The sequence below is a fragment of the Microbacterium sp. AG1240 genome, from assembly GCF_003635115.1.
In the GTDB taxonomy this organism is placed as follows: domain Bacteria; phylum Actinomycetota; class Actinomycetes; order Actinomycetales; family Microbacteriaceae; genus Microbacterium.
Window position 1 is genome coordinate 453,959 of record NZ_RBXJ01000003.1, and the last position, 17,504, is coordinate 471,462.

The following is a 17,504-nucleotide window of genomic DNA, read 5'->3' on the forward strand; positions in this document are numbered from 1 at the left end:
ACATGTGCGGAATCGTCGGAATGGTGGGCCAAGGCCCGGTCAACCAGGAGATCTACGATGCCCTCCTCCTCCTGCAGCACCGCGGGCAGGACTCGACGGGTATCGCCACGGCCGAGTCGAACGGCATCTTCCACATCTCCAAGGCGCGCGGAATGGTGCGCGAGGGCTTCCGCACGCGTGACATGCGCACGCTCCTCGGCGGTATCGGCCTCGGTCACGTGCGGTACGCCACCAAGGGCACCGCGTCGAACGAGGAGGAGGCGCAGCCGTTCTACGTGAACGCGCCCTACGGCATTGTGCTCGTGCACAACGGCAACCTCACGAACACCCGCGAGCTGACCGACGAGCTGTTCCACCGCGACCGCCGTCACCTCAACACCAGTTCCGACACCGAGCTGCTCGTGAACATCCTGGGTTCCGAGCTGCAGTCCGAGATCGGCGGCCCCGACCTCGATCCCGCGCAGGTCTTCGCCGCCGTGACCCGCGTGCACCAGCGCGTCGAGGGCTCGTACGCCGCGATCGCGCTGATCGCCGGGTACGGCCTGCTCGCCTTCCGCGACCCGTTCGGCATCCGCCCGCTGATCCTCGGCACCCGCGCGGCCGACCCGTCGGCGCCCGTCGGCGAGTCGATCGGCGTGGAGCCGGTCGGGCACTCCGGCGCGTACGAGTGGGTCGTCGCATCCGAGTCGCTCGTGCTCGAGAACGCGGGCTTCGAGGTCGTGCGCGACCTGCTGCCGGGCGAGGCGGTCTTCATCACCCTCGACGGCGAGCTGCACACGCGGCAGTGCGCGCCCGACCCCCAGCTCGTGCCGTGCTCGTTCGAGTACGTCTACCTCGCCCGCCCCGACTCGGTGATGAACGGCATCGCCGTGTACGAGTCGCGGTTGCGCATGGGCGACCGTCTGGCCGACACGATCGCGAAGTACACACCGATCGAGGCGATCGACGTGGTCATGCCGATCCCCGACTCGTCGCGTCCGGCGGCGATGCAGGTGGCCCGCAAGCTCGGCATCGAGTACCGCGAGGGCTTCTACAAGAACCGCTACGTCGGCCGCACCTTCATCATGCCGGGGCAGGCGGTGCGCAAGAAGAGCGTGCGCCAGAAGCTCAACGCCATGTCGAGCGAGTTCAAGGGCAAGAACGTGCTGCTCATCGACGACTCGATCGTGCGCGGCACCACGAGCCGCGAGATCATCCAGATGGCCCGCGACGCCGGTGCGAAGACGGTGACGTTCGCGTCGGCGGCGCCGCCCGTGCGCTACCCCCACGTGTACGGCATCAACATGCCCTCCCGCGAGGAGCTCGTGGCCCACAACCGTACGATCCCCGAGATCGCCGAAGAGCTCGGGTGCGACTACCTCGTCTACCAGGAGGTCGACGACCTCAAGGCTGCGATCCTGGAGGGCTCCGACGTCACCGACCTCGACATGAGCTGCTTCGACGGTCGTTACATCACCGGTACCGTCTCCGCCGAGTACCTCACGTGGGTCGAGGGTTCGCAATCCTCGTGACCCGACCGCGGCCGTGAGCGGTCCGTCGCGGCCGGTCGGCCGTGTGCTCGTCGTCGTCGGGGTCGTGCTGATGGCCGCGACCCTGCGCATCGCGGTGGCGTCGCTGTCGCCCGTCATCGATCGCATCGATCGCGATTTCGCCCTGCCGGCCGCGCTTGTCGGGCTCATCGGTATGGCGCCCCCGGCGGCTTTCGCGGTGATGGGGATGCTGACGCCCGCCATTGAGCGGCGGGTCGGCCTCGAGCGGCTCGCACTGGCGGCCGTCGCCGTCGGAGCGGCGGGGCTCGCCGCCCGCGCACTGGCCGTCGACGCCTGGTCGCTGCTCGCCGTCACCGCCGTGCTGTTCGCCGCCGTCGGTGTGGGCAACGTGCTGCTGCCCGGCATCGTGAAGAAGTACTTCCCCCGCAGCGTTGGTGCGATGACCGCGGTGTACACGACCGCGATGACCGTGGCCACCTTCGTGCCGCCGCTGTTCGCCGTGCCCCTGGCCGACTCGCTCGGCTGGCGGCTGTCGTTCGCGGTATGGGCGGCGGTCGGGGCCGCCTCCCTCATTCCCTGGCTCGTGATCGCGCTGCGCGCGCGGCGATCCTCACGCGACGCGATGGAGGGGCCGCGTGTCGACGTCGTGCGTCGCCTCGTGCGTCTGCCGCTCGCCTGGGCCCTCGCGGGCACCTTCGCGGTGAACGCCTCGATTGTCTATGCGGCCTTCGCGTGGCTGCCGGCGATCCTCGTCGACGTCGCGGGCTCGTCGGCCGAGGGAGCGGGTGCGTTGCTCGCGCTCTTCGCCCTGGTCGGGCTGCCCTGCACGCTTCTGGTGCCCGTGCTGGTCGCCCGTTACCGCGTCATCCGCAGCCTCTACGTAGTGGCGGTCGGCGGCGGTCTCGTTGCGATCGGCGGGCTGCTCCTCGCGCCGGCCGCCGCGACGGCGCTGTGGGTCGTGCTCCTGGGGTTGCCGCCGCTGCTGTTCCCGATGATGCTGGTGCTGCTGGGCCTGCGCACGCGCGCGCACGACACGGCCGTGGCGACGAGCGGGTTCGTCCAGAGCGTCGGCTATGCGTTCGCGGCCCTCGTGCCTCTGGCGATCGGGGTCAGCCATGAGGTCACCGGCGACTGGACGGTCGCACTGGTGATCCTCGGTGTCGTCATCGCGATGGCCGCGCCCGCCGCCTACTTCGTCGTGCGCTCCGGCACGGTGGAGGACGAGTGGGAACGTCGGCACGGCCCCTGGTGAGGAGTCGACGCGGGTTCGACCGGCCTCAGCGGCTCACGTGCGGGGTGGACGACTGCGGAGTGTCTTCCTCTTCGCCTTCTTCGTCGTCGTCGAACTCATCCGCCCACTTGTCTTCGTAGGCGTTCTCGTCGGCGTCGGGGTGCCCGAGCTCGCGCTCGAGTGCCGAGTAGTTCACCGACGGGCTGAACGACTTGAGTTCCCGGGCGATCTTGGTGTGCTTCGCCTTTTGACGGCCACGCCCCATGCGAGACCCCCTCATTTGACTGACGCGGGCTTGTCCAGCCCGGTATTCGCGGATCCGGATTGAAGCCGGTAAGAGTAGCATTCAGGATATCACGGTGGCCTCCTGCGCTTCCCGCGCCGGGAGGCGAGAGGACGCGACCGATGAGCGACGAAGCTTCCCTCCTGCCCGACGGGCCGGTCTCCGGCTCGCCCGACGTGCCGCGAGGAGCGGTGATCGCCGGTGTCGCGCCGGGCGTGAGCCCCCGGGTCGTGGTCGAGGCCGCGCGCTTCGCGAGACTGTCGTCGGCACCCCTGGCGGTCGTGCACGTCGACGTCACCCGGTTTGTCACGTTCGAAGACCCCGACGGCTACGTCCACTCCTCGCAGATCGAGCTGGCCGCCGACGCCGCCCGGGCCCAGCTCGACCAGGTCGAGGACGCGGCGCGCCGTGCGTTGGCCGAGTTCGACGTCGCGTGGTCGGTGCATCAGCTCGTCGGAGATCCGGCGACGGCCCTGGCCAGACTCGGGGATCGGATCGACTCGCCTCTGCTGGTGGTCGGCACCCGCCGGCGGGGTCTCGGCGAGTCGATCCGCGAGTTCTTCACGGGATCGGTCGCCGCCCGGCTCACCCACCGGCAGCACCGGCCGGTGCTGGTGGTGCCCCTGGGTGAACCGGTGCCCGACGACCAGGAGATCGACTGGGGTCTCTGAGGCTCAGCCCTGCATGGCCCGGGTGAGGGCTCGGGATGCGTCGTCGAGCGCCGCTTCCAGGGCGTCCACCGTCGAGGCGGTGAGCGTTCCACCCCGCGCGACGCGGGTGCGCAGGTCGCTGCGGACCCGCGCGCGGAACTCGCTCACGAGGGCGTCGGCCCGGTGCAGCTGCTCCCGGCTGCGGACGCGGGGATCGTCGTCGGCCGAGGGCGCCGCGGGCTCGGCGCGTTCCTCGCGCGAGGCGGCGGCGAGATCTGCGCGGAGGCTGCGCATCGCGTCGCGGACGCTGCCGCGCACCTCTTGAGCGATGAGCCTCACGCTGTCTGCGAGGTCGTCCTGGATGCCGCGGAGGTCGCCCGCACGGGCGGCCACCTCGGCGCGACCGGCGTCGGTGATCTCGTACACGGTCTTGCGCCCGTCGACGGTCTTCGTCACGAGCCCCTCCTCCTCGAGCTTGGCGAGGCGGGGGTAGATCGTGCCGGCCGAGGGCGTGTAGGTGCCGCCGGTGCGGTCGGACAACGCCTGCATGAGGTCGTAGCCGTGTCGCGGCGACTCGTCGAGCAGGCTCAGCAGGTAGAGGCGCAGATCGCCGTGCGAGAACACCGGGCTCATCGCTCCTCCTCCGACTCGTGCTCGTGCGCGGCGGGCGTCACGGCGGGTGACTCGGCGGAGGCGAGCGCCGGGCGGCGCAGCACCGTCAGATCGCCCGAGACGGCGTTGGTACGCACGTCGACGAAGGTGCCCGCGAGTTCTCCCGACGAGCCGGTGTAATTGGTGGGCCCCGAGCCGGAACGCACGACACCGTCGACCTGCACACGGCCGCTGACGGTGCGCGCGACGTAGTTGGCGGCGAGTCCCTCGTCGAGGCGCACGGTCGCGTTGCCGCTGACGGTGTTGACGTTGATGGTGTGGACGGGGCCGCTCGAGTCGACCAGCACCGATCCCGACACCGTGTCGACGGAGGTCTTGGTGATCTCGCCGGTTGCGGCGACGTCGCCAGAGACGCTGTTGGCGGTGAGTGCTCCACGGAGCTCCCGCACCTGCACGTCGCCGGAGACGGCGTTGAGGGTGAGGTCGCCGTCGAGTCCGTCGACGATGATGTCGCCCGAGACGGTGTTGAGCCGCGCCGAGGTCGTGAGGCCCGCCACGAGGGCGCTCGCGCTCACCACGCCGAGGGTGAGGGCGATGTCGCGGGGCACGGCGACGCTGATCTCCGCCTTGGGGCCGCCGGCGCCGAAGTTGCGGAACACCTCGAGGAAGTTGTCCCATCTCAGCTGCGGGTGGTCGATCTCGAGCGCGTCGCCCGACATCTCGATGCGCAGGTCTTTGACCGTCACGCCGTGCACCTCGATGCGCACGCCCGGTTCGTCGTGGGCGACGACGTCGATCTGGCCGCCGACGAGGCCGGCCTTCAGCGAGCGCACCGTCTCGATGTCGATGACGCGCGTCTCGCCGGGGTGGATGATCCACTTCTCCAAAGTCATGGTCGACTCCTTCTCGCATGGTCGCGATATATCGCGTTAGGAAGAAGATAACACGATATATCGCGTGTTGCCAGAGGGGTCGTCGAGGGCGCCAAGGACGGCTCGAGTGAGACGGGCGAGCGTCAGGCCGGGCGGGTGAGGTGGACGCTCGCCCAGTCGCGGATTTGGTCGAGTGCGGGCTCCAGCGCGTGCCCGCCGTCGGTGAGGTCGTAGCGCACGCTCACCGGAGGGCCGGCCGCGACCGTCCGCGTCACCAGGCCGTTCGCGGCGAGTTCACTCAGGCGTTCCGAGAGCATCGAGTCGCTGATCCCGTCGAGGGCTCGTCGCAGGTCGGAGAAAGACGCCTCGCCGCCACTGAGGACGCTGAGGATCATGCCGTTCCAACGCTTTCCCAGCACGACGAACGCGTGGGTGAGCGCGGCGTCGCACCTCCGCGCGTCGTGAGGGCTCGCCGCATGCATGAATCCAGTCTACCGTGCTACCTTTTTCCTTGCCGCTAGTAAATAACGAGCGACAAGGTTTCGAGAAGTGGAGAGCGCCATGGTTCTGTTCCGGTTGGATGCGAGCATCCGTCAGGAGGGGTCGCTCAGCCGTGAGCTGGGAGACGTCGTCGAGGCCGAGTGGTCGGCGTCGCACCCCGATGCGACGATCCTTCGTCGTCACGTGGGTGTCGATCCCGTTCCCGCGCACGCCTGGGGTGCGGCGGTCACGGCCGGCTACGTGGCGCCCGAGCAGTGGACGACGTCGCAACGCGACGCGGTCGCGCTCGCCACGACGCTCGTCGATGAGCTGGTCGAGGCCGACGCGTTCCTCTTCGCCGTGCCGCTCTACAACTTCGGTGTGTCGCAGCACTTCAAGTCATGGGTCGACCTCGTCATCACCGACGCGCGGATGCAGCCCGGTGCCACGACCCTGCGCGACCGCCCGGCCGTCCTCGCCACCGTTCAGGGCGGCAACTACCGCGACGGCACCCCGCGCGAGGGCTGGGATCACGCGACAGGATGGATGCGGCGCATCCTCGCGGACGTCTGGGGAATGGACGTCCGCGTCGTGCAGCGGGAGTTCACCCTCGTCGGTGTGAACCCCGCCCTCGACCAATTCGCCGATGCCGCCGCCGAGATCGCGCGAGAATCCCACGCTCAGGCCCTCGAGCACGGCCGGTTCCTCGCCAACGCCCTCTCCCGCACCGCTGTGTGAACGCGCTCGGCGCCGCGGTGTCAACCCGCGGCGCCGAGCACGCTCCGCGCTCTAACCTCGGGCTCAGTTCGGTGACGGAAGGAGCCGCCATGCCCGGTGCGCGCGGATCGAGTCTCAAAGACCCAGACATGTACGAGGAGCTGCGCAAGGACGGCGCATCGAAGGAGAAGGCCGCTCGCATCTCCAACGCCGCCGCGGCGCAGGGGCGCTCGCGTGTCGGATCGCGCGGCGGACAGGCCGAGGACTACGAAGACCGCACGGTTCCCGAGCTGAAGGCGCGCGCCAAGGAGCTCGGTCTGAGCGGATACTCGGGCAAGAAGAAGGCGGAGCTGATCGCGATGCTCCGCGAGCACTGACCCGTGGCGCGACTCCTGCGGGTGCGCCCGTACGAGGATCCCGGGTTCCGCCGGGTGAGGTCGGGCGGCGGATTCCGCTACGTCGATCACGCCGGCGGCGCCGTCGCGGCGCACGACGCCGATCGTGCGCGCACACTGGTGATCCCGCCGGCGTGGCGCGAAGTCTGGATCTCGCACGAGCCGCTCGCGCACATCCAGGCCGTCGGAACCGACGAGGCGGGTCGGCGCCAGTACCTCTACCACGCCGACTGGTCGAAGCGGCAGGACAAGGGCAAGTTCGCCCGTGCGCTCGCGCTCGCCGACACGCTGCCGCGCGCGCGAGGGCGCGTCACGCAGTCGCTGAGGCGCCCCGAGCTCGATCGGGAGCGCGTGCTGGCGGTGTCGTTCCGGCTCCTCGACCAGGTGGCGCCGCGCGTCGGCTCGGCGCGCTACTTCACCACCAACGGCAGCCGGGGCCTCACGACCCTGCAGCGCCGCGATGCCACCGTCGAGGGATCGCACGTCGAGCTGTCGTTCCCGGCCAAGAGCGGCAAGCGTGCCTACCTCGAGCTCGACGACGACGATCTCGCCGCCGCCCTCGGCGAGCTGGCCGCCGGGCGGCCGCGTGCGCCCCTCCTGACCTACCGGAGGGGGCGACGCCGCGTGGCTCTGCGCCCCGGCGACGTGAACGCGTACGTGCGGGTGCTGACCGGGGGGTCGTTCTCGGCGAAGGACTTCCGCACGCTCCGCGGCACGGTGCTCGCCGCGGAGGCGCTGGCCCGCATCGGCACCGTCGATACGGCGAGCGAGCGCAAGCGGGCGGAGCTCCTCGCGATCCGTGCGACCGCCGAGGGGCTCGGGAACACCCCGGCCGTCGCGAAGAGCAGCTACATCGACCCTCGCGTCTTCGACCGCTACCGCAAGGGCACGCTGTTGAACCTCGAGGGCTCGCGCGACAACGCGATCCGCGCGCTCATCCTCGGTTGAGCCTGGGTGCCCGAAGGGCCGGGCCGTGTTCTCGGCTGATCCCCCGGCCGGGTCCGACGCGCGCGTGGAATACTGAATCCGATACATCTCTGTATCGTCCCGAAGCACCCGCGATCCGCGAAGGACCCCCGTGTCGAATCTCGCCGTCCTCAGCCTCAAGAACCGGGCCCTCATCGCCCTGGTCACCATCGTCGTCGCGGTGTTCGGAGGCCTGGCGCTGACGAGCCTGAAGCAGGAGCTCATCCCCTCGATCGAGCTGCCCGTCCTCTCGGTGGTGACGACCTATCCCGGCGCCTCGCCCGAGGTCGTCAGCAACGATGTGTCGACGCCCATCGAGACGGCCATCCAGGGGGTTCCGGGCCTCGAGTCCACGACCGCCACCAGCACGACCAACGCCTCGATCGTGCAGGCGTCGTTCACGTACGGCACCGACCTCGCCACCGCCGAGCAGAAGATCACCCAGGCGATCAACCGCATCAAGGCGCAGCTGCCCACCGATGTCGAACCGAACGTCGTGTCGGTGAGCATCGACGACTTCCCGGTCATCCAGATCGCCGTCACCGGCTACGCCGACGCCGACACCGCCCAGGCGACGCTCCAGTCGACCATCGTGCCCGAGCTCCAGGACGTCGACGGGGTGAACGCCGCACAGGTCGTCGGCGGCGTCGGTCAGCGCATCACGATCACCCCCGATCAGACCGCGCTCGCCGAACGCGGGTTCTCGCAGCAGGCCATCACCGACGCTCTCGATCAGAACGGCGTGCTCTTCCCCGGTGGCGAGATCACCGAGGGCGAGCAGACCCTGACGGTGCAGACCGGCGCGAAGATCACCTCGGTCGACGACATCTCCGCCCTCCCGCTCGTGCCCACCGACGCGGCGCAGGTCGCCGCCGGCACGACGACCGTCGCCGACGTCGCCACCGTCGAGCTGCAGGCCGACCCGGTGACCTCCATCTCCCGCGTCGACGGTGAGCCGGCTCTGACGATCGCGGTGACGAAACTCCCCTCGGCGAACACGGTCGACGTCTCCCGCGGCGTGCTGGCCGCCCTCCCCGGGCTCGAGTCGTCGTTCGAGGGCGCCACCTTCACGGTCGTCTTCGACCAGGCTCCGTTCATCGAGCAGTCGATCGAGTCGCTCGCCCTCGAGGGGCTGCTGGGGCTCGTGTTCGCCGTGCTGGTCATCCTGGTGTTCCTGCTGTCGGTGCGCTCGACCCTCGTCACGGCGATCTCGATCCCGACGAGCGTGCTCATCACCTTCATCGGCATCCAGGCCTTCGGCTACTCCCTCAACATCCTCACGCTGGGTGCGCTCACCATCGCCATCGGACGCGTGGTCGACGACTCCATCGTCGTGATCGAGAACATCAAACGGCACTATGTGCGGGGCGCCGACAAGACCCAGGCCATCCTCCTGGGCGTGCGCGAGGTCGCCGGTGCGATCACCGCGTCGACGCTCACGACCGTCGCCGTCTTCCTCCCGATCGCCTTCGTCGGCGACCTCACGGGCGAGCTGTTCCGACCGTTCGCCCTCACCGTCTCCATCGCGATGGCCGCCTCGCTCTTCGTGGCGCTGACGATCGTGCCGGTGCTGGCCTACTGGTTCCTCCGGCCCGGCAAACCGGTGACCGATGCCGACGGCCGCGCGATCGATCCCGAAGACCCCGCCGCGCCGCCCAGCGGGCTGCAGAAGCGCTACCTCCCGGTGCTGCGCTGGACGCTCGCACACAAGGCGGTCACGCTCGTCCTCGCCGCGGTCGTGCTGGTCGGCACCGGATTCCTCGCTCCGCTGATGAAGATCAACTTCCTCGGCGACTCGGGTCAGAACACCCTCACGATCACGCAGGAGGTCGCCCCGGCGGCGAGCCTCGAGACCGAGGACGCGGCCGCGCAGCGCGTGGAGTCGGCCCTGGAGGGCGTCGCCGGCATCCGCACCGTGCAGGTCTCGATCGGCTCGACGGGGTCGGCTCTGCGCGATGCGTTCAGCGGCGGCGGAGCGGGCATCACCTACTCGGTGACGACCGACACCGACGCCGACCAGGAGGCCGTGCGCCGCGACGTGCAGAACGCGATCGCCGATCTCGACGACGTCGGCACCGTCTCGGTCGCCGCATCCGGTGGCGGGTTCGGCTCCAGCGACATCGAGATCGACGTGACCGCGCCCGACGGGTCGACGCTGCAGGAGGCCACCGATGCCGTGGTGACCGCGCTCGACGCCCGCGAGGACATCGGGCAGGTCACGAGCAACCTGTCGGACTCGCTGCCCTACATCGCGGTGTCCGTGGATCGCGATGCCGCCGCGCAACGCGGGTTGTCGGAGGTCGCGGTGGGCGGCCTCGTCTCGAACACGATGCAGCCCCGCTCGGCGGGCACGGTCGAGATCGACGAGACCTCGTTGACGGTCTACATCGCGGCGGCCCAGAGGCCCCTCACCATCGACGAGCTGCGGGCCCTCAGCATCCCGACCGCGGCGGGCATCGTGCGACTCGACGAGATCGCCACGGTCGCCGAGACCCAGGGGCCGACCTCGATCACCACGGTGCGCGGCCAGCAGACCGCCACTGTGACGGTCGCGCCGGACGGCGACGACCTGACCGCGGCGTCCGCCGCCGTCAATGCCGCGCTCGCCGACGCGCAGCTGCCCTCGTCGGCCGATGCCGCGGTCGGGGGCGTCCTCACCCAGCAGCAGGAGGGCTTCGCCCAGCTCGGGCTCGCGATGCTCGCGGCGATCCTGATCGTCTACATCATCATGGTGGCGTCGTTCCGGTCGTTGCTGCAGCCGCTGCTGCTGCTCGTGTCGATCCCGTTCGCCGCCACCGGGGCGATCCTGCTCCAGATCGTCAGCGGGATCCCGCTGGGCATCGCCTCGCTCATCGGCGTGCTGATGCTCATCGGCATCGTCGTGACGAACGCGATCGTGCTGATCGACCTGGTCAATCAGTACCGGCGGAAGGGTCTCGAGGTCGCCGACGCGATGATCGCGGGAGGCTCACGACGACTGCGCCCGATCCTGATGACGGCGCTCGCGACGATCTTCGCGCTCACCCCGATGGCTCTGGGCATCACGGGGCACGGCGGGTTCATCTCCCAACCGCTCGCGATCGTCGTGATCGGCGGTCTGGTGTCGTCCACGGTCCTGACGCTCCTCGTGCTGCCGACGCTGTACGCCCTCGTGGAAGGGGCGCGTGAGCGGCGCGCAGCACGGCGGGGCGCACCGGCCGGGGCCGACGCGGAACGCGTGTCAGCGTCTGCGTCCGGTTCTGCGGGCGGCTCGTCGGCCGCAGCGCACGCCGGCGCGAGCGCACCGCACGGTGACGACGCGGCACCGCCGTCGCGGCGGGAGTACCGACGGGAGCACCCGGAGAACTGACGGTCTGCACGCGGGCCGTGAGGCTCCGCGTGAAGATCCCCGACCAGGCGAACATCGCGCTGGTGGCGATCACCTCGAACAACGCCAGGTTGATCGTCTCGGTGACGAAGAGCGATGCGCCGACGAAGATCACCACGAAGACGATGCCGGTGGTCAACAGCAGGCGCTTGGGCATGCGGTGCAGGAAGATCGGCGAGGTCAGCAGCAGAGCGGCGAAGCCGAGCACCATGGAGCCGGCGACGTTGTCGTGCATGGTCTTGTTCACGTTGAGCGGGATGCATCCGACCAGCGAGAGGTTGACACCCACGATCGACAGGCAGATCTGCGCCACGAGCGGCGCACCGCGGCGGACGTAGACACGGCGGATCCGCCGGAGGTCGCGCCCCACGCTGCGGGCGTACAGGGTGACGGCGATCCCGGCGATGATCAGCGTGCCGTTGAAGAAGCTCCCGGAGGTGTCGCGGTACGTGCCCAGCTCGCTGAAATGCAGCTGCCACCACAGCGGCTCGGTCGTCGTGAGGACCGACATCAGGATGCCGCCGACGAGGATCACGAGGGATGCTGCGCCGAAGTGCATCGTCGTCAGTCGTGACGCGGCGGCGCGGGCCGACGGCACGGAGAATCGGAGGGGCAGGGGTGCAGCGACGCTCGACGCGGGCATTTTCCATCCAGGACTAACGGGGCGTCCTCCCCCCGCGGGACCCCCAGCCCCTACTACCCCTACGGAAAGCGAACGCCGGGTTCCATCCAGAATTCGCTCCCCAGCGCGACGGCAAGCCGTCGTGCACATGGTACCGCCCGGATGAGTCGGGCAGATGACGGGGTGGACATCGAGTCCGTTATCGGGCAGGCACGTCGCCGATCACGACCCCGCGAGCGGTGGAGGGCTAGGCGGTGAGCTCGATGCCCCACTCGAGGGTCCATGCCTCGCCCGGTGCGAGACGGCGCAGGTCCGTGCCCGAGTTGAAGGCGTTCGCCGGGGCCGTCATCGGCTCGATGGCGACGGCAAGGGCTCGGTCGGGGTAGCGGTCGGTCGTGAACACCTGGGCCCACTCGAAGCCGCCCCCCTGCCACAGCGTCGACACCCGCCCGTCGGGTGCGGTGAGGGTGTGCCGGATGCGTCCGTCGGCGTCGCGTGCGAGCCCGCGGTAGGCGGTGTCGAGCGAGAGATCGCCGATGCGCCGCCCGTCGCGCAGATCGGTGTCGGCGTCGACGGGCTGCTCGCCGATCGGGATCTTCTGGTCGTCGAGGACGAGCCGGGTCGTGCCGCTGGAGCGGATGACGAGGTCGGCCGTGTCGACGCCGCCGATCTCCAGGAACGGATGCGTTCCGAGCGCGACGGGCGCAGACCCCGTTCCCACGTTCGTCAGCTCGTGGGACACGTGCACGCCGGTTGCGGTGAGGGCGTAGGTCACGGTGGTCGCGAGGTGGAACGGATAACCGGTCTGGGGATAGACGTCGGCACGGAGCGTCACCCGATCGGTCGCGTCGGAACCGGCCGCGTAGGGCGCGAACCGCAGCAGGCCGTGGCTCGCATTGCTCAACGCCGGCTCGGTGATCGCGAGGCGTCGTTCCTCGCCGTCGTCGTGCCAGATCCCGTCGCGAATGCGGTTCGGCCACGGCACGAGCACGATACCCGACGCCGACGGCGTCGGCAGCTCGTCGGCGTAGCGGGAGACGAGGTCGGTGCCTCCGACGGTGAGGGCGCGCAGGGATGCGCCGACCTGGGCGATCTCCGCGACGACGTCGGATCGGCGGAGGACGAGACGGCGTCCGGTCGGATCGGCGGTCATGGGGTGCTCCTCGGCTCGGGCGGAGTGCGACGCATCCGCTCACCACAGCGTAGGAGGTGGCCGGCGCAGCCCGGGGGAGCCGCGTCGTCAGGACCGTCGGGCGCCTCACAGGCAGCTGGGGTAGCGTTGGCAGGTCGGCGGAGGACACCGCGCCACGGGCGCGGGCATCTCGTGTGAGTCCTCGGGGCCGATTCTCGGGGCCCGATCCGCGGCCCCGGACCATCTACTGGAATGGCCCCCCGGCCGACGACCGCCCGGGTTTCCCGCTGCGCGCGGGCGCTGTTCTCGTGTGAGAACCGAGAAGGACACCCTCCCATGCCCAAGAGCAAGAAGCCGGCCGGCGGCCGGCCCGCCAAGAACTTCGAACCGCGCTACGGCGACAAGCCCGCGTACCAGGACCGCAAGCGCCACGGCGACGGGGCCTCGGCCTCGAAGCCCGGCAGCAAGAGCCCGAGCCACCGCGGATACCGCGCGGCGGAGGCGACGGAGGTGGCCCCCAAGCGCCGCTGGACGGCGCAGGAGCGCGCCGGCCGCGACGAGTCGCGCGGCATCCGTACCCAGGCCGGCGGTGCGGGTCGTTCCGACGACCGCCCGCGTCGTTCGTTCGACGACCGCCCGGCCCGTTCCTACGACGATCGCCCGGCGCGGTCGTCGGGGCGCCCCGCCCGTTCGTTCGACGACCGCCCCGCCCGGTCGTTCGACCGCCCCGCCCGGTCGTCCGAGGGTCGCCCGGCTCGCTCGTTCGACGACCGTCCCCGTCGCGACGACCGCCCCGTGCACACCGACCGCGTCGACCGCTCGGAGCGCCGCACCACGGGCGACGCGCGTCCGTCCTACCGCGACGACCGTCCCCGCCGTTCGTTCGACGACCGTCCCGCGCGCTCGTCCGAGCGTCCGGCTCGGTCGTTCGGCGACCGCCCGGCGCGCGGTGATCGTCCGGCGCGGTCGTTCGACGACCGTCCCGCGCGCTCGTCCGATCGTCCGGCTCGGTCGTTCGATGACCGTCCCCGCCGCGACGACCGTCCGGCGCGGTCGTTCGACGAGCGTCCCGCGCGCTCGTCCGAGCGTCCGGCCCGGTCGTTCGATGACCGCCCCCGCCGGGATGCCCGTCCCGCGCGTTCGTTCGACGACCGTCCCCGCCGCGACGACCGTCGCTCCGAGGGTCCGGGCCGCTCGGACTGGTCGTCGGCTCCGAAGCGCAGCGCGCAGCAGGAGCAGCACGTCGACGTCGTGCACGAGCGGCTCCAGGCCGACGCCGTCGACGCGGCGAGCGTCACCGAACTGGGCTTCGCCGAGCTCGGCCTGGGCGAGAACATCGTGCGGGTGCTCGCCGATCTCGGCGCCTCGAGCCCCTTCCCGATCCAGGCCGCGACCGTGGCTCCGATCCTCCAGGGCCGCGACGTCCTGGCCCGCGGGCGCACCGGTTCGGGCAAGACGATCGCCTTCGGCGCCCCGCTCGTGGAGAGCGTGCTGCGTGCCGGCGCGGGAACGAAGCGGGCCTTCGCCCGTTCGCCTCGTGCGCTGATCCTCGCGCCGACCCGTGAGCTCGCGTTGCAGATCGACAGCACGGTGCAGCCGATCGCGCGCAGCGTCGGCCTCTTCACCACGCAGATCTACGGCGGTGTCCCCCAGGGGCGCCAGGTCGGTGCGCTCCGTAAGGGCGTCGACATCGTCATCGGCACCCCCGGGCGCATCGAAGACCTCGTCGAGCAGGGCAAGCTCGACCTCTCCGAGGTCAAGATCCTCGTTCTCGACGAGGCCGACCACATGTGCGAGCTCGGGTTCCTCGAGCCCGTGCAGCGGATTCTGCGACACACCGCGGCCGGCAGCCAGAAGCTGCTCTTCTCGGCCACCCTCGACCGCGAGGTCGCCGCGCTCGTCGACGAGTTCCTCGTCGAACCGGCCGTCTACGAGGTCGCCGGCGAAGACCAGGAATCGGGCACGATCGAGCACCGCGTGCTCGTGATCGATCACCGCGACAAGGCCGAGATCCTCGTCTCGCTGGTCGACCGCGCCGGGAAGACGCTCGTCTTCGCCCGCACCCGCGCGTACGCCGAGATGCTCGCCGAGCAGTTCGACGACGCCGGGATCTCGGCCGTCGCGCTCCACGGCGATCTGAACCAGGCCAAGCGCACGAGAAACCTCGAGAAGATGACGTCGGGTCGCGTGGCGGTTCTCGTCGCGACCGACGTCGCGGCGCGCGGCATCCACGTCGACGACATCGACCTGGTCGTCCAGGCCGACGCACCCGACGAGTACAAGACCTATCTGCACCGCTCGGGCCGCACCGGTCGCGCGGGCCGGACGGGTCGGGTCGTGACGCTCATCCCGCGTCAGCGCCGCCGCCGCATGGTCGAGATGCTCGAGCGCGCCGAGATCGACGCGCCGTTCGAAGACGCCCGCCCCGGCGACGACCTCCTCGAGGAGATCGCCGGCCGCCAGATCGCGAACGTCACCGGCTGACCCCCTGCCCCGGTTCGGGGCGCGATCTTCGGGTTGGGGCGTGGAATTCTGCGCCCCGACCCGATTTTTGCGCCCCGAACCGGCCGGTGAGCGGCTCAGAACAGGGTCGCCGGAGCGACGGCGGGCCGCACGGTCGGTGTCGCCAACGGCGTACGGGCGGCGAGCCCGGGCTGCGGTCGGCCGCGCGGGTGGTCGTCTTCGTCGTGCCCGTCGAGGCGGTGCATCTTGAGCAGCGGCCGCACCCGCTTCGACAACCACGTGCGATAGGCCTTCGGTGCCGACGTCGAGACGCCCGGGTACAGCCCGCGGTACGACGAGACGAGCTCGGGGTGCTCCCGTTCGAGCCACTCGAAGAACCACGGCTTCACGCCCGGGCGCAGGTGAAGAGCACCGTAGACGACCCGCACGGCTCCGGCCTCGCGGATGCGCCGCAGCGCGTCGTCGAGCGCCGCGATCGAGTCGGTCAGGTGCGGGATCACCGGCATGAGGAACACCGTCACCCGGAACCCCAGCTCGGTCGCGGCCCGCACGGTGTCCAGTCGCGCCTGCGCGCTCGGGGTGCCCGGCTCGATCGAGTGCTGCAGCGCGTCGTCGAACACGCCGATCGACATCGCCAGCGAGACGCGCACGGATGCTGCGGCATCCGCCAGCAGCGGAAGGTCGCGCCGCAGGAGCGATCCCTTCGTGAGGATGGAGAACGGTGTTCCCGTCTCGGTGAGCGCCGACGCGATCTGCGGCATCAGCCGATAACGGCCCTCGGCGCGCTGATAAGGGTCGGTGTTGGTGCCGAGCATCACGGGCTCCCGGGCCCACGAGCCGCGGCGCAGCTCTGTGCGCAGCACCTCGGCGACGTTCACCTTCACGATGATCTGGTTGTCGAAGTCGTTGCCCGCGTCGAGATCGAGGTACTCGTGGGTGCCGCGGGCGAAGCAATTGTGGCTGATGACGCCGTTGGCGATGAAGTCGCCCGTTCCCGTCGTGATGTCGATCATCTCGATCTCAGTTCCGAGGTCGTCCACGCCGGTCACGCGGAGATCGGCGAACGTCTTCACCGCCGTTCCGACGATGTCGAGCTTGCGGGTGATCGAGGGAGTGGTCAGCGAGAAGAAACGCTGGCGCACGGGGAGCCCTCCGAGCAGGCGAACCGTCGATACTCCGTTCGCCCGCGGAGGCTCCTGCACGTAGGGGAGGTCGAGTGAGGTCAGGGCCTCGCGCACCATCCGCAGGATGTCGGGGTCCCCGTTGGAGATGCGCACGATGCCGCGGGAGCACGACCCTTCTGCGTCGAAGATGCCGCTCAGGTATCCCGCGTGCCAGTCACGCGAACGTACGGCGGGCTCGGCGGTGAGCTCTTCCACCCGCCGCACGTCGGCGCCTTTCGCCGTGTGAATGGCGGTCATCTCTTGTCGAGCCGAGGACGCCTGGCTGAACGGGCGGGTATTCGTCGCGATCCCCTCGGCGGCGAGCAACGTGCGGGTGCGGTCGAGTGCTTCGGTATCGGCGAGAGCGAGGCGGAAGCGATGCACCGTCCGCACGCGGCGTCCGTCGTCGTAGGTGCGGTGGAAGATCATCCCGTCGCCGCGGATCATCCCCGCCAGGTATCCACGGCGGAAGTCTTCTCCGAGATGCGGATCGATCATCGGGGGCCCGCCGATGCCGAATCCCTGCAGCCGGTTCTGCGGTGTCAGGTAGGGGCGCCGGGCGGCTCCTGCCATCGTGCCGGTGACATACTTCCAGCCCCTCTCGCTGAGGAAGCGGTGGTCGCCGCTCGCGACGATCTCGGTGCCGTCTGCCAGCGTCACCCGATGGGCGCGCTTGCGCGTCGTCCAGGTCGCCCGCACGGTCGTGCGGACATACCGACGGTACGAGCCCGATCGCTCGGTTCCGATGATCTCGTCGCCCGGACGCAGGCCGGACATCGGGCGTTGCCGTCCGTCGGCCATGAGGATCAGGGTGTCAGGGGAAAGGCAGTACGTGCACGCGTGGCTGCAGCCCCGATACGGGTTCACCGTCCAGTCGAACGGCATGGCCGACGCACCCGGAACGCGGTTGAGCGCCGTCTTCGCGAGCACCTCGTGGAAGGTCATGCCGGCGAACTCCGGGGTGGTGACCGATCGCACCAGGCCGTCCATGCGCTCGAGGCCGGGCAGGGCCGCAGCATCCGTCACGCCCAGTTGCTGTCCCTGCCATCTCATGACTCCAT

Annotated in this window: 14 protein-coding genes and 1 pseudogene; 8 read left to right on the forward strand and 7 right to left on the reverse strand. The window is 70.2% G+C overall.

Annotated features, from left to right (window positions below; genetic code table 11):
- The first annotated feature begins 2 nt into the window (after nt 1–2).
- Together purF and DEU34_RS14245 are read left to right on the forward strand one after the other, a co-directional pair.
- Nucleotides 3–1,511 (forward strand): amidophosphoribosyltransferase, encoded by a 1,509-nt coding sequence (gene purF / locus DEU34_RS14240; protein ID WP_121151339.1) that lies wholly within the window; start codon nt 3–5, stop codon nt 1,509–1,511.
- Between the two features lie 13 nt (nt 1,512–1,524).
- Nucleotides 1,525–2,742: a CynX/NimT family MFS transporter gene (locus DEU34_RS14245; protein WP_259460175.1), complete on the forward strand. Its 1,218-nt coding sequence runs from the start codon at nt 1,525–1,527 to the stop codon at nt 2,740–2,742.
- A 25-nt stretch (nt 2,743–2,767) separates the two neighbouring features.
- Here the strand turns inward: DEU34_RS14245 and DEU34_RS14250 are convergent, their stop codons facing one another.
- Nucleotides 2,768–2,986, reverse strand: coding sequence for a DUF3073 domain-containing protein (locus DEU34_RS14250; protein WP_116647120.1), 219 nt, complete (start codon nt 2,984–2,986; stop codon nt 2,768–2,770).
- Nucleotides 2,987–3,126: 140 nt separating this feature from the next.
- Between DEU34_RS14250 and DEU34_RS14255 the strand changes: the two genes are divergently transcribed.
- Complete coding sequence (locus DEU34_RS14255) at nt 3,127–3,675, forward strand: universal stress protein (RefSeq protein WP_121151342.1); 549 nt, start codon at nt 3,127–3,129, stop codon at nt 3,673–3,675.
- A gap of 3 nt (nt 3,676–3,678) precedes the next feature.
- Here DEU34_RS14255 and DEU34_RS14260 read toward each other — a convergent pair whose 3' ends face one another.
- The 3 genes from DEU34_RS14260 to DEU34_RS14270 form a co-directional block, all read right to left on the reverse strand.
- Nucleotides 3,679–4,287, reverse strand: coding sequence for a PadR family transcriptional regulator (locus DEU34_RS14260; protein WP_121151344.1), 609 nt, complete (start codon nt 4,285–4,287; stop codon nt 3,679–3,681).
- Nucleotides 4,284–5,159: a DUF4097 family beta strand repeat-containing protein gene (locus DEU34_RS14265; protein ID WP_121151346.1), complete on the reverse strand. Its 876-nt coding sequence runs from the start codon at nt 5,157–5,159 to the stop codon at nt 4,284–4,286. Before DEU34_RS14265 ends, DEU34_RS14260 begins: the two co-directional genes overlap by 4 nt.
- Nucleotides 5,160–5,281: 122 nt before the next feature.
- Nucleotides 5,282–5,620: a helix-turn-helix domain-containing protein gene (locus tag DEU34_RS14270; protein ID WP_121151348.1), complete on the reverse strand. Its 339-nt coding sequence runs from the start codon at nt 5,618–5,620 to the stop codon at nt 5,282–5,284.
- Nucleotides 5,621–5,687: 67 nt separating this feature from the next.
- Here DEU34_RS14270 and DEU34_RS14275 point away from each other — a divergent pair, with 67 nt between their 5' ends.
- The 4 genes from DEU34_RS14275 to DEU34_RS14290 all read left to right on the forward strand — a co-directional run bounded on the left by DEU34_RS14275 (nt 5,688) and on the right by DEU34_RS14290 (nt 11,045).
- Complete coding sequence (locus DEU34_RS14275) at nt 5,688–6,356, forward strand: FMN-dependent NADH-azoreductase (protein WP_259460176.1); 669 nt, start codon at nt 5,688–5,690, stop codon at nt 6,354–6,356.
- Nucleotides 6,357–6,445: 89 nt separating this feature from the next.
- Nucleotides 6,446–6,712, forward strand: a complete 267-nt coding sequence (locus DEU34_RS14280) for a Rho termination factor N-terminal domain-containing protein (protein WP_121151352.1) — start codon at nt 6,446–6,448, stop codon at nt 6,710–6,712.
- Nucleotides 6,713–6,715: 3 nt separating this feature from the next.
- The gene (locus tag DEU34_RS14285) at nt 6,716–7,678 is read left to right on the forward strand and encodes a DNA topoisomerase IB (RefSeq protein WP_121151354.1); all 963 of its coding nucleotides are present in this window, start codon (nt 6,716–6,718) and stop codon (nt 7,676–7,678) included.
- 130 nt (nt 7,679–7,808) lie between these two features.
- On the forward strand, nt 7,809–11,045 hold the full coding sequence (locus DEU34_RS14290; protein ID WP_121151356.1) for an efflux RND transporter permease subunit: 3,237 nt from the start codon (nt 7,809–7,811) through the stop codon (nt 11,043–11,045).
- A 40-nt stretch (nt 11,046–11,085) separates the two neighbouring features.
- Here the strand turns inward: DEU34_RS14290 and DEU34_RS16520 are convergent.
- Together DEU34_RS16520 and DEU34_RS14300 are read right to left on the reverse strand one after the other, a co-directional pair.
- Nucleotides 11,086–11,835: pseudogene (locus DEU34_RS16520) on the reverse strand (DUF998 domain-containing protein); the annotation flags it as partial.
- A gap of 97 nt (nt 11,836–11,932) precedes the next feature.
- Complete coding sequence (locus DEU34_RS14300) at nt 11,933–12,838, reverse strand: aldose 1-epimerase family protein (RefSeq protein WP_121151360.1); 906 nt, start codon at nt 12,836–12,838, stop codon at nt 11,933–11,935.
- A 315-nt stretch (nt 12,839–13,153) separates the two neighbouring features.
- On the opposite strand from DEU34_RS14300, the gene DEU34_RS14305 reads away from it, so the two are divergent.
- Nucleotides 13,154–15,301, forward strand: a complete 2,148-nt coding sequence (locus tag DEU34_RS14305; RefSeq protein WP_121151362.1) for a DEAD/DEAH box helicase — start codon at nt 13,154–13,156, stop codon at nt 15,299–15,301.
- A 95-nt stretch (nt 15,302–15,396) separates the two neighbouring features.
- Here DEU34_RS14305 and DEU34_RS16525 read toward each other — a convergent pair whose 3' ends face one another.
- The gene (locus DEU34_RS16525; RefSeq protein WP_183042498.1) at nt 15,397–17,496 is read right to left on the reverse strand and encodes an intein-containing Rv2578c family radical SAM protein; all 2,100 of its coding nucleotides are present in this window, start codon (nt 17,494–17,496) and stop codon (nt 15,397–15,399) included.
- Nucleotides 17,497–17,504: the final 8 nt, after the last annotated feature.